This is a genomic window from Corticimicrobacter populi (genome assembly GCF_003123725.1).
In the GTDB taxonomy this organism is placed as follows: domain Bacteria; phylum Pseudomonadota; class Gammaproteobacteria; order Burkholderiales; family Burkholderiaceae_B; genus Corticimicrobacter; species Corticimicrobacter populi.
Genome location: NZ_QETA01000001.1, coordinates 996703 through 1009287, shown reverse-complemented (window position 1 = coordinate 1009287; position 12585 = coordinate 996703). Strand labels below are relative to the sequence as shown.

The following is a 12585-nucleotide window of genomic DNA, read 5'->3' as shown; positions in this document are numbered from 1 at the left end:
AATTAAAGGTTTAGCTATCAAATTTCTCATTATGAAATGCTATCCCGCAAAGTGAAATTTTGCTTGCCCTGTCCGGGTGTCTTTCCTAGAATGCGTTGACTCCACGGGAGCAGTAAGCCATGCTTGATCCGATCCGATAGCCGAAACAGGGCGTCGCTGCGACAAGACTGGGCATCCCCTGGATCGGATAGGACCCCCTTACAGGAGACAATAGATGTCCGCTCTGAATCATGCCGGTCTGCACGACCCCGCCAACGACGCCGACGCGCTCGAAACACAAGAATGGCTCGATGCCCTTACTTCGGTGCTGGAGCAGGAGGGCCCGGAGCGGGCACACTACCTGTTGGAACGACTGATCGACAAGGCGCGCCGCTCGGGTGCCCATATTCCGTTTTCGCCGAACACGGCCTACCTGAATACCATTCCCGCCGCGCTTGAGCCCAAGCACCCTGGCAATCTTGAACTGGAAGCCCGCATTCGCCACTTCGTGCGCTGGAATGCCATGGCCATGGTCGTCAAGGCCAACCGCAAGTCGCCGCCCGATGGTGGTGATCTGGGCGGTCATATTGCTTCGTTCGCCTCGCTGGCGACGATGATCGGCTGCGGCCAGAACCATTTCTGGCATGCTGAAAGCGAAGGCCACGGTGGCGATCTGGTGTATTTCCAGGGCCATTCCTCGCCGGGTGTCTATGGTCGTGCCTATCTGGAAGGTCGTCTGAGCGAAGACCAACTCGACCATTTCCGCCAGGAAGTCGGCGGCAAGGGCCTGTCGTCCTACCCTCACCCCAAGCTGATGCCGGAATTCTGGCAATTCCCGACGGTCTCGATGGGCCTTGGCCCCTTGATGGCGATCTACCAGGCCCGTTTCCTCAAGTATCTGCATGCCCGCGGTATTGCCGATACCAGCAATCGCAAGGTCTGGGTCTTCTGCGGCGACGGCGAAATGGACGAACCCGAGTCGAAGGGTGCAATCAGCCTGGCCGCACGCGAAAAGCTCGACAACCTGATTTTCGTCATCAACTGCAATCTGCAGCGCCTGGACGGCCCGGTGCGTGGCAATGCCAAGATCATCCAGGAACTGGAAGGCGACTTCCGTGGTGCCGGCTGGAACGTGCTCAAGCTGATCTGGGGTGGCTATTGGGATCCGCTCCTGGCCAGCGACAAGGAAGGTATCCTGCGTCAGGTGATGGAAGAAACCGTCGACGGCGAATACCAGGCCTGCAAGGCCAATGATGGCAAGTTCGTGCGCGAGCATTTCTTCGGCAAGCATCCCAAGCTGCTGGAAATGGTCGCCCGCATGACCGATGACGACATCTGGCGCCTGAACCGCGGTGGCCACGATCCGCATAAGGTGTTTGCCGCCTTCGATGCCGCGACCAAGCATGAAGGTCAGCCGACCGTGATCCTGGCCAAGACCATCAAGGGCTATGGCATGGGTCATGCCGGCGAAGCCAAGAATCCCGCACACCAGCAGAAGAAGCTGGATATCGATTCGATCCGCCATTTCCGCGACCGTTTCAATATTCCCGTTTCCGATGAGCAGATCGAATCGTTGCCGTATATCAAGCCGGCCGACGATACGCCCGAGATGCAATACCTGCACGAGCGTCGCAAGGAACTGGGTGGCTACCTGCCCAAGCGCCGTACCCACGCTGACGAGCAGCTCAAGGTGCCGGGACTGGAAACATTCAAGTCCATGCTGGAGCCGACAGTCGAAGGCCGCGAAGTCTCGACCACCCAGGTGTTCGTGCGCTTCTTCAACCAATTGCTGCGTGACAAGGAACTGGGGCCGCGCCTGGTGCCTATCCTGGCCGATGAGTCGCGTACCTTCGGGATGGAAGGTCTGTTCCGCCAGATCGGTATCTATGCGCCGGAAGGGCAGAAATATGTGCCGGTCGACAAAGATCAGGTGATGTACTACAAGGAGTCGGCCAACGGCCAGCTTCTGCAGGAAGGTATCAACGAAGCGGGCGCATTCAGCTCGTGGATCGCGGCGGCGACTTCGTACTCGTCGAACAACCGCATCATGATCCCGTTCTTCATCTACTACTCGATGTTCGGGTTCCAGCGCATCGGCGACCTGGCCTGGGCAGCGGGCGATATGCAGGCGCGCGGCTTCCTGCTGGGCGGCACCGCCGGGCGCACCACGCTCAACGGCGAAGGCCTGCAGCACGAAGACGGTCACAGCCACATCATGTCGGCGCTGATCCCCAACTGCGTGTCGTATGACCCGACCTTCGGCCACGAACTGACCGTGATCATGCAGCACGGCCTCAAGCGCATGGTCGAGAATCAGGAAAACGTGTACTACTACCTGACGGTCATGAACGAGAACTATGCCCAACCCGGCCTCAAGGAAGGCGACGAGGACGGCATCATCCGCGGCATGTACATCTGCAATTCGCGTGGCCAGGGTGACCTGCGCGTGCAACTGATGGGCTCCGGCACCATCCTGCGCGAAGTGCTGGCGGCTCAGGATCTGCTTGAGCAGGACTGGGGCGTGGCCTCCGATGCATGGAGCATCACCAGTTTTACCGAACTGCGCCGCGATGGTCTGGACTGCGAGCGTCACAATCTGTTGCACCCGGATGCCGAGCAACAGGTGCCGTACGTCACGGCGCAGTTGTCGGGCCACGAAGGTCCGATCATCGCTTCGACCGACTACGTCAAGCTGTTTGCCGATCAGGTTCGTCCGTTTGTGCCGGCCAACCGTACCTTCAAGGTGCTGGGGACCGACGGTTATGGCCGCTCGGATTTCCGCTCCAAGCTGCGTGAGCATTTCGAGGTCGATCGCCATTTCGTGGTGCTGGCGGCGCTCAAGGCGCTGGCCGACGAAGGCAAGTTGCCGCGTGCCAAGGTGGCCGAGGCCATCGTCAAATACGGCATCGACGTCAACAAAGCCAATCCGCAGTACGCTTGATAGGGAGTCATCGAGATGAGCCAAATCGTAGAAATCAAGGTTCCCGATATCGGTGACTTCAGCGAAGTGGAAGTGATCGAGGTGCTGGTGTCGGTGGGCGATACCATCGAGGCGGAACAAAGCCTGATCACGGTGGAGTCGGACAAGGCTTCGATGGAGATCCCGGCCTCGCAGGGCGGGGTGGTGAAATCCATCAAGGTCAAGGTCGGTGACAAGGTCGCCGAAGGCAGCGTGGTGCTGGAAGTCGAGTCGGCCGGTGCAGCTGCACCGGCAGTCAAGGCCGAGGCAGCGCCTGCTGCTCCCGAGACTGCCAAAGCCGAACCGGCCGCAGCCGCCAAGCCGGCAGAGGTTCCGGCACCTGCCAAGGCAACTGCACCGGTTGCAACGACGGGTACGCCGCCGGCATCGCTGCCGGCCATGCCGGCGGCAGGCGGCAAGCTGCCGCATGCTTCGCCTTCCATCCGCAAGTTCGCTCGCGAGCTGGGTGTGGACCTGGGCCGTGTGACCGGTTCCGGTGCCAAGGGCCGTATCGTGGTCGAGGATGTACGTCAGTTCGTCAAGCAGGCGCTGGCGGGTGGCGTGGCATCCTCATCGGCTGCAGCGCAGTCCGGTGGTGGTGCCGGACTGGATCTGCTGCCCTGGCCCAAGGTCGACTTCACCAAGTTCGGCCCGGTCGAGAATAAGCCCCTGTCGCGCATCAAGAAAATCTCCGGTGCCAATCTGCATCGCAACTGGGTCATGATCCCGCATGTCACCAACAATGACGAGGCGGATATCACCGAACTGGAAGCGCTGCGCGTGCGCCTGAACAAGGAAAACGAGCGTGCAGGCATCAAGGTCACGATGCTGGCTTTCCTGATCAAGGCCGTGGTGGCCGCGCTCAAGAAGTTCCCCGAGTTCAACGCCTCGCTCGACGGCGACAACCTGGTGCTCAAGCAGTACTACCACATCGGTTTCGCCGCCGATACGCCCAATGGCCTGGTGGTGCCTGTCATTCGCGACGCCGACAAGAAGGGCGTGCTGGAGCTGGCACAGGAAACCGGCGATCTGGCCAAGAAGGCACGTGACGGCAAGCTTGCGCCGGCGGAAATGCAAGGCGGCTGCTTTTCGATCTCGTCGCTGGGCGGTATCGGTGGAACCTCGTTCACCCCCATTATCAATGCGCCTGAAGTGGCGATTCTGGGTGTGTCCCGTTCTTCGCACAAGCCGGTCTGGGATGGCAAGCAGTTCGTGCCGCGCCTGACGTTGCCGCTGTCGCTGTCGTATGACCATCGCGTGATCGATGGCGCTGCAGCCGCTCGCTTCAACGCCTATCTGGGCAGCCTGCTGGCGGACTTCCGCCGCGCCATCCTGTAAGGAGCGTTCCCATGAGCACAATTATCAAAGTGCCCGATATCGGTGACTTCAGCGAAGTGGAAGTGATCGAGGTGCTGGTGTCGGTGGGCGATACCATTGAAGCGGAACAAAGCCTGATCACGGTGGAGTCGGACAAGGCCTCGATGGAGATTCCAGCCTCGCAGGGCGGGGTCGTGAAGTCCATCAAGGTCAAGGTCGGCGACAAGATTGCCGAGGGGGCCGATATCCTCGAGATCGAGGCTGCCGATGCATCGGCTGGCGCAGCGCCCGCCGCTGCGTCCGAACCGGCCAAGGCCGCTGCGGCTCCTGCCGCAGCCAAGCAGGAAGCGCCCGCACCCGCAGCGCCCAAGGCAGCAGCCCCGGCCCCGGCCGGCAGCTATGCCGGCAAGGTTGATGCCGAGTGCGACGTGCTGGTGCTGGGTGCCGGCCCCGGCGGTTATTCGGCCGCATTCCGTGCTGCGGACCTGGGACTGTCGGTGGTGCTGGTCGAGCGTTATGCAACCCTGGGCGGCGTATGCCTGAACGTAGGCTGCATTCCTTCCAAGGCGCTGCTGCACACCGCTGCCGTGATTGAGGAAGCCAAGGCGCAGGAAGCGCACGGCATCACCTTCGGCGAGCCGAAGATCGATCTCGACAAGCTGCGCGGTTTCAAGGACAGCGTCATCGCCAAGCTGACCGGTGGGCTGGCCGGCATGGCCAAGGCCCGCAAGGTTCAGGTGGTGCAGGGCGTGGGCGAATTCGTCGACCCCTATCACCTGCGCGTGGCCACGGAACAGGGCGAACAGGTGGTGCGCTTCCGGCACGCCATCATTGCGGCCGGCAGCCAGTCGGTCAAGCTGCCTTTCCTGCCGGAAGACGAGCGCATCGTTGACTCGACCGGCGCACTCAAGCTCAAGTCGATTCCGCAGAAAATGCTGATCGTCGGCGGCGGGATCATCGGCCTGGAAATGGGCACGGTGTATTCCACGCTGGGCTCCCGGCTTGATGTGGTCGAAATGCAGGATGGTCTGATGCAAGGGGCTGACCGCGACTTGGTCAAGGTCTGGCAGAAGATCAATGCCCACCGCTTCGACCACATTCTGCTCAATACCCGTACGGTGGCAGCAGAGGCGCGCGAGGATGGCATCTGGGTGAGCTTCGAAGGCGAGAATGCGCCCAAGGAGCCACAGCGCTACGATCTGGTGCTGCAGGCAGTGGGTCGCAAGCCCAATGGCCTGCTGATCGGTGCCGACAAGGCGGGCGTGACTGTGACCGAGCGTGGCTTCATCGAGGTAGATAGCCAGATGCGCACCAATGTGCCGCATATTTTTGCCATCGGTGATGTGGTCGGGCAACCCATGCTGGCCCACAAGGCCGTGCATGAGGCACATGTGGCTGCCGAAGTGGCTGCGGGCGAGAAGAGCCATTTCGATGCTCGCGTGATCCCGGCCGTGGCCTACACGGACCCCGAGGTGGCCTGGGTTGGTCTGACCGAAGAGGATGCCAAGCGCCAAGGCGTCAAGGTGACCAAGGGGCTGTTCCCCTGGGCTGCCTCGGGTCGTGCCATTGCCAATGGTCGTGATGAAGGCTTCACCAAGCTGCTGTTCGATGCCGAGGATGGCCGTATCGTGGGTGGTGGCATTGTTGGTACTCATGCGGGCGACCTGATCGGCGAGATTGCGCTGGCTATCGAAATGGGCGCAGATGCAGTGGATATCGGCAAGACCATCCATCCGCATCCGACGCTGGGTGAGTCCATGGGTATGGCTGCCGAGGCTGCGCTGGGACACTGCACCGACCTGCCACCGGTCAAGCGCAAGTAAGCTTGCCATCGGAAAGCTGCGCGGCACCTGTCATGCAGCAGAAAAACGGCGCAGCCTTTTGGTTGCGCCGTTTTGTTTCCGGACGGCACCTGGGGCATCGATGGCTACCAGTGCTGCGCCTCTTTCCCTATCCGGTCTATGCACCAGTCGATAAAGGCACGAATCGCCGGCGAAAGATGCCGGCTTTGCGGATACACGATGGAGATCGGTTCCCGGGGCGTGTCAATATCGCCCAGCACTCTGACCAGGCGGCCTTCGGCAAGCAGCCCGTGCACCATATAGCTGGCGACGCGGATCAGCCCCAGGCCTGCCGTACAGGCGCAGACATAGGCGTCGGTATCGTTCACGCGGACATGCTCGATCATGTCGATGCGCTTTGTGTCTCCGCCTTCCAGAAAAGACCAGGCCATCGAGCGGCCTGTCTGGCTGTTGACGTAACCAACAGCCCTGTGCAACCTGAGCGCGTCGAGATCGCATGGTGTGCCGTGCCGTTCGAAATAGCCAGGCGAACCGCAGACATACCATTGGAATGAGCCAATCTGGCGGGCAATGAGGCGCGAGGGCGGCAAGACTCCGGTCCTGATGGCACAGTCGATGCCACGCTGGATGACATCGAGCGTGGCATCGCTCAGGTCGAAATCGAGATCGATGCCCGGATGGCGCTCCGCAAAGCGCCAGAGCGCCGGAATGATGAAGCCTTTGGCAAGCGAGGGGGTCGCACTGATCCGGATGTTGCCTCGAAGTATGCCTGTCTGCAGGGCGGTTGCGCCTTCTGCCGCCTGCACATCACGCAGGATGGCCTTGCAACTGTCGTAGTAGCGCAGTCCTGCGTCCGTGACGCTCAAGGCCCGTGTCGTCCGGTTCAGCAAACGGATGCCCAGGTGAGCTTCGAGTTCCTTGATCGTTCGCGTCACCGTGGAGGGCAAGGCGTGCATTGTTTCTGCAGCCATCCTGAAACTGCCTGCCTCGATCACGCGGACATAGGTTTCCATGGCCTGAAATCGGTCCATGCGGGCGCTCCGGTTAGGGGTTCTGGTGCGCAGTGAAGATCGCGCATAGTTATATGATTATTGCATTTATTCAAATAATAAAGTGTTTTTCCAGGATGTAATTCACAGAGGATCTTGGTGCAAGATAGCGGCACTCAAATGAAAAAGGGCCGGAAAATGAATAATCAACAAATCAATGACGAACAACAGGCGCTGCATAATATGCTCATCCTGGGCGCAGGGCAGCTTGGTATGGCTGTCTTGCGTGCGCTGGCTCCACGGGCCCGCGCAGTGCAGGCAACATTGACTGTGCTTGTGTCTCCAGGCACGATCAGTCATCCCTCGGCGCAAGGTGCGGCTAATCTGGCGGAACTGCGCGAGCTGGGCGTGGCGGTCTTGGGTTTTGATCTATCGAGCGATGCGCAAGCCTTGGAGGTATTGTTCGCGCAGTACCGTACCGTGTTCAACTGCACGGGCTTCGTTGCTGGTCCGGGAACTCAGCTTCGGATCAGCAGGGCGGTATTGGCGGCGGGTGTGCAGCGGTACTTTCCATGGCAATTCGGCGTCGATTACGATGTCGTTGGACGTGGCAGCGGCCAGCCCGTCTTTGATGAGCAGTTCGAGGTCCGGCAACTGCTGCGAGGGCAGGATGCAACCGAGTGGGTCATCGTTTCGACCGGCATGTTCACGAGCTTCCTGTTTGAGCCGGATTTTGGTGTCGTGGATCTCGACGGCAAAGCCATCCATGGCTTGGGCAGTTGGAAGACAAAGGTCACCGTGACCACGCCCGAAGATATCGGCAGGCTGACTACAGAGATCCTGCTTGCCCGACCGCGCATTGCCAATGAGGTGGTCTATCTGGCAGGAGACACACTTTCGTACGGGCAACTGGCCGAGGTTGTCGAGCGCGTCACGGGGGTCGTGTTCGAGAGGCGACTGTTGACCCTGGACAGGTTGCGCGCCGACCTGGAATCCTCCCCCGAGGATGTGATGACGCGTTATCGGGCAGCCTTTGCACTGGGCGACGGGATGTGGTGGGACAAGGCAGGGACGTTCAACGCACGCAATGGTCTTGAGACCATCGATGTGGAAAGCTACCTGCGAGCACGGCTGGCGGCGTGACTGCCGGCGCTGTCGATTGTCACTTGGGTCTCAGGGAGGCAAGTAACAGCAGGCGGCCGGTAGTGGCACTGCCAAGCATGGCTTCAGTGTGTCACGACGCGCTCCGCCAACCAGCATTCCAGGTCCGATGGTGCCAGGGGCCTGGAAAACAGGTAGCCCTGGGCGACGGGATAGCCTTGTTCGCGCAGCATCAGGTTCTGCGCCTGAGTCTCGATACCTTCGGCGACGACAGTCAGGCGCAGGCTCTGGCCGATGCCCAGGATGGCACGACTTAGTGCCTGAGCGGCTTCGTCGTTTTCCAGGTCGGCCACAAAGCTGCGGTCGAGCTTCAGCTCCGAGATGGGCAGGCGACGCAGGTAGCTCAGGCTCGAGTAGCCCGTGCCGAAGTCATCCATCGACAGGCGCACACCCTGAGCCTGCACTTCGGAAATCGTCTTCATTGTGCCGGGATTGGTATCCAGCAGGATGTTTTCGGTGATTTCCAGCGTCAGGTCTTCGGGCTTGAGCGCGTGCTGCTGCAGCGTGTTGGAAATGATGCTGGGCAATTCGAGGTTGTGAAAGCTGGTTGGAGACAGATTGACCGAGACTGCAGGAATGGCCAGTCCCTTGGTGCGCCATTGCGCCAACTGGCGGCATGCCTCTCCGACTGCCCAACGGCCGAGATCAGCGATCAGGCCGCATTCTTCTGCCAGAGGGATGAAGCGCGCAGGGGAGATATCGCCCAGCTCGGGATGCGACCAGCGGGCCAGTGCTTCCACACCATACAGCTTGCCGGTCGACATTTCGATCTGTGGCTGGTAGTTCAGGTGCAACTGTCCGTTTTCCAATGCTTGTCGTAGTGCGCTTTCGAGCGCCATGCGTTCCTGGGCGAGCTGGTTCATCTCGCTGCTGTAGAAGCTGCAGTGGCCGCGACCGCTGCGCTTGGCCTGGTACATGGCGATATCTGCACGATGGAGCAGTGTTTCCATGTCATGACCGTCGGTTGGAAACATGGCCACTCCGACGCTGGCTGAAATGGAAAGTGTTGTGCCGGCTACCGATATGGGTTCCGCCAATGCTGCCTGAATGCGTTCGATGATCAGCGTAGTCTGTTCCACACTCTGCCGAGGCAACACGACGATGAATTCGTCTCCGGCCAGACGGCCTTCGATATCGAAATCGGGGTTGCGTTGCAGTCGTCCTGCAATCTGGCGAAGTACCTCGTCGCCAGCCGGGTGTCCCAGCGAATCATTGATCTGCTTGAAGCGGTCGAGGTCGATGAACAGCACAGCCAGGGATGTGCGGTCGCGTGTTGCAGCGGCAATGCTCTGGTCTGCCTTGGCATGCAGCAGATTGCGGTTGGGCATGCCGGTCAGTTCATCGTAGAAAGCCAGTTGCCGGATGCGGGTACGGCTATGCTCTCGCTCCAATGCCAGTGCGCACAGATGTGTGCAGGCATCGACCAGGCGCTGGTGCAGAAGGATCGAAGCCTCATTGCGAGGCCGTCGGAAATAGAATGCGAAAGAGCCGATCACGCGCCCCATGCTGTTGCGAATCGGTGTCGACCAGCAACCTGTCAGTCCCAATGGCAGTACCAGGCCACGATAGGGCTCCCAGCGCGCGTCCGTGGCGATATCGTCGACCCTGACTGCCTCGTTGAGCCAGGCGGCGGTGCCGCAAGAGCCAACGCAGGGACCGATGGAGAGACCATCCAGCGCCTGACAATAGTCTGCCGGCAGGCTGGGCGCGGCCAGAGGATGGAGTTTGCCCTGTTCGTCGACCTCCAGGATAGAGGCGCACAGTTCGGGTGCGATACGTTCGACTTCGTGACAGATGGTTTCCAGCACTTCTGTCAGGGGACGGTCGCGTGCCATGTGTTCCAGGGTCTGCCGCTGCAGCATTTCATGGACCTTGGCGATCGTGATGTCAGTCAGTACCGTGATGGTGTATTGCCAGTTGCCATCGCTGTTGAAAATGGGGTTGCTGAAAATCTTGGCCCAGCAGCGCTGGCGATCCTTGCTGGTCAGCAATTCTTCTCGCTCGATAGAATTGCCGTTGCGCAAGGTGGATCGGTAGTTTTGCGCATATTCATCGTCGAGATTCGGTGCCAGCAAAGGAATCGCGCTGCGTTGGCGGATCTCTTCGAGATTCCAGCCGAACATGCGCGTAAAACCGCTATTGATGTAGACGACTTCGGAAGCGCTGTCCGTAATCATGACAGCGGCATCGCTGGCATCGGCGACCAGTGACAGCAAGTGCAGACTCTTCTGTTGTTCCCGTTCGTGCTCGATGCGTTGGGTGATATCGGTCGCGACCTTGAGTATGCGCAGGATTTGCCCATTTTCGTCGGGCAGGGGAATGTAGGTGGTTTCAAGCCAGCAATGGCGGCCATCGTTGCGGCGTCGTTCCGCCAGGCCGGAGTGGGATTGGCCGGACAACAGCTTGTTCCAGAGTCGATCATAGTCGCCGCACGCCACGAATGCGGGCAGGCAGAAACTGACGTAGCTACGGCCTGCCGCGGCCTCTGCCGTCAGGCCCAGCAGATCGAGATAATTGTCGTTGGCATGCTGGAGTACCCCGTGGGCATCGAATTCGGCAATCGCCATGACGCGGTCCAGCGCCGCCAGATGTGCCAGCGAATATACTGCGCGCGTGGCAATGGATGGGGCGGCTTGCAACATGGTATGAATCTCTCGGGAGAGGCACCCGACTGGCAAGCATGCTCAGGCGGTCCGGTTGAGCCCGGCTATGGCCCACATAATTTAATTGTGATCATACATTACAATTTATTTTTGGCGTGCAGGTGCGCGGATTTTCTTTATACAGTGTGTCTCTTGAGCACATTCTTCAACCAATATCCGGTTGTATGTGTAGCGCCTGTTGTTACATTTGTGCGGCAAAAGTTTGTCATCATGAGTCCCCTAGTGCAATCATTTATCCGTGTTTGCCTTCATTCAGGAGCATCATCATGAATACAGACAAGCTTATCCGTATGTGCAAAGTGGCGCTGATTGGCGCAACCGTGGTAGCCGCCGCAGGTTGCAGTTCCTGGGACAGCATGAATACGCGGCAGAAAAGCACGGCTGGCGGTGCGGCCATCGGCGGCGTGGCGGGAGCCGTGATCTCCGGGGGCAGTGTGCTGGGTACGGTTGGTGGTGCTGCGATTGGTGGCATTATTGGCGATCAGGTCGGCAAATAATCCGTCCTGCCGCAGGTGCTGTACTCGGCCCGGCTACACCGGGTCCGATGCACCTGAAAAGCATGCCTCGCCAATGCACATATCCATATCAGCATGGGCGAGGCGTATTCCAACCGTCTGTCAGACCTGCCGGGCCTTGATTTCCGCCAGTATTTCGTATGAGCGCAGGCGATCCCTGATGTCATGAAAATCCCCGACGATCATGATCTCATCGGCCTGCGTTCGCCGGAGCAGATCCTGCAATCCGGCCTCGACCGTCGCAGCATCACCGACGATGGCGGCAGCCAGCCGATGTCGTACCGCCCATTCTTCCTGCTCCGTCCACAAGGCCGCCATGTCATCGACGGGCGGCTGCAACTGCAGGCGGTTGCCTCGCACCAGGGACAGGAATTTCTGCTGCTGCGTGGTGGCCAGGCGTTGCGCCTGGGCATGGGTATCTGCGGCCACGACCGGGACACAGATCATGGCATGTGGACGCGCCAGCGTGGCCGATGGCTTGAACAACTGGCGATAGAGGTGCATCGCTGCCATGCCTTCCGGGGAAAAGTGTCCGGCAAAGGAAAATGGCAGCCCCAGCCCGGCAGCAAGCCGGGCGCTGAAATCGCTTGAGCCCAGCAGCCAGATAGGAATGTCCAGGCCTTCTCCAGGGACGGCGCGGACTGGTTGCCCAGAGCGGGCAGGGCGAAAATAGCCCCGCAATTCTTCCAGCAGGTCCGGAAAATCGAGGCCGCTGCGTGGCGAACGGCCCAGGGCCTGTTGTGTCACGCCATCGGTGCCAGGCGCACGTCCCAGTCCCAGATCGATTCGCCCGGGAAACAGGCTTTCGAGGGTGCCGAACTGTTCGGCCACGATGAGCGGGGCATGGTTGGGCAGCATGACGCCGCCCGAGCCGACACGGATCGTGCGGGTCTGTGCCGCAATGTGACCGATCAACACGGCAGTGGCGCTGCTGGCGATGCCATTGATATTGTGATGTTCTGCTACCCAGAAGCGTTCGAAACCCAGATGCTCGGCATGCTGGGCCAGCCTGACACTGTTGTCGAAGGCCTGGGCGGCGGTCTGTCCCTGGACGATGGGGGCCAGGTCGAGAACGGAAAAGGGGATGCGGGCGAGAGACACGAGGTGCGACTCCATGGTCGGAAGGCAAGTCCCGACTGTAGCGCGCTGTCTGCGCCGCATCAAGGTGGAGTGCGGCGGGATTCGGATACACTGCGCTTT

The 12585-nt window shown here is 60.2% G+C and carries 8 protein-coding genes; 5 read left to right on the top strand and 3 right to left on the bottom strand.

From position 1 onward, the window contains the following. Positions 1-214: 214 nt before the first annotated feature. The 3 genes from aceE to lpdA are packed head-to-tail and all read left to right on the top strand — an operon-like array spanning position 215 to position 6078. Positions 215-2920, top strand: coding sequence for a pyruvate dehydrogenase (acetyl-transferring), homodimeric type (aceE, locus tag DD235_RS04840; RefSeq protein WP_109060861.1), 2706 nt, complete (start codon positions 215-217; stop codon positions 2918-2920). A gap of 15 nt (positions 2921-2935) precedes the next feature. Then, on the top strand, positions 2936-4276 hold the full coding sequence (aceF, locus tag DD235_RS04835) for a dihydrolipoyllysine-residue acetyltransferase (RefSeq protein WP_239990031.1): 1341 nt from the start codon (positions 2936-2938) through the stop codon (positions 4274-4276). A gap of 11 nt (positions 4277-4287) precedes the next feature. Then, positions 4288-6078 carry a dihydrolipoyl dehydrogenase gene (gene lpdA / locus DD235_RS04830; protein ID WP_109060860.1) on the top strand — a complete coding sequence of 597 codons (1791 nt, stop codon included), beginning with the start codon at positions 4288-4290 and terminating at the stop codon, positions 6076-6078. 104 nt (positions 6079-6182) lie between these two features. Here lpdA and DD235_RS04825 read toward each other — a convergent pair whose 3' ends face one another. Beyond that, positions 6183-7088: a LysR family transcriptional regulator gene (locus DD235_RS04825; protein WP_109060859.1), complete on the bottom strand. Its 906-nt coding sequence runs from the start codon at positions 7086-7088 to the stop codon at positions 6183-6185. Positions 7089-7244: 156 nt separating this feature from the next. On the opposite strand from DD235_RS04825, the gene DD235_RS04820 reads away from it, so the two are divergent. Further along, complete coding sequence (locus DD235_RS04820; RefSeq protein WP_162300405.1) at positions 7245-8189, top strand: aromatic alcohol reductase; 945 nt, start codon at positions 7245-7247, stop codon at positions 8187-8189. 83 nt (positions 8190-8272) lie between these two features. Here the strand turns inward: DD235_RS04820 and DD235_RS04815 are convergent, their stop codons facing one another. Continuing rightward, the gene (locus tag DD235_RS04815; protein ID WP_109060858.1) at positions 8273-10849 is read right to left on the bottom strand and encodes a sensor domain-containing protein; all 2577 of its coding nucleotides are present in this window, start codon (positions 10847-10849) and stop codon (positions 8273-8275) included. A gap of 311 nt (positions 10850-11160) precedes the next feature. Here DD235_RS04815 and DD235_RS04810 point away from each other — a divergent pair, with 311 nt between their 5' ends. Next, positions 11161-11367 carry a glycine zipper 2TM domain-containing protein gene (locus tag DD235_RS04810; protein ID WP_109061026.1) on the top strand — a complete coding sequence of 69 codons (207 nt, stop codon included), beginning with the start codon at positions 11161-11163 and terminating at the stop codon, positions 11365-11367. Between the two features lie 120 nt (positions 11368-11487). On the opposite strand, the gene DD235_RS04805 is transcribed toward DD235_RS04810, so the two are convergent. Next, complete coding sequence (locus DD235_RS04805) at positions 11488-12501, bottom strand: LLM class flavin-dependent oxidoreductase (protein WP_109060857.1); 1014 nt, start codon at positions 12499-12501, stop codon at positions 11488-11490. Between the last annotated feature and the right edge of the window lie 84 nt (positions 12502-12585).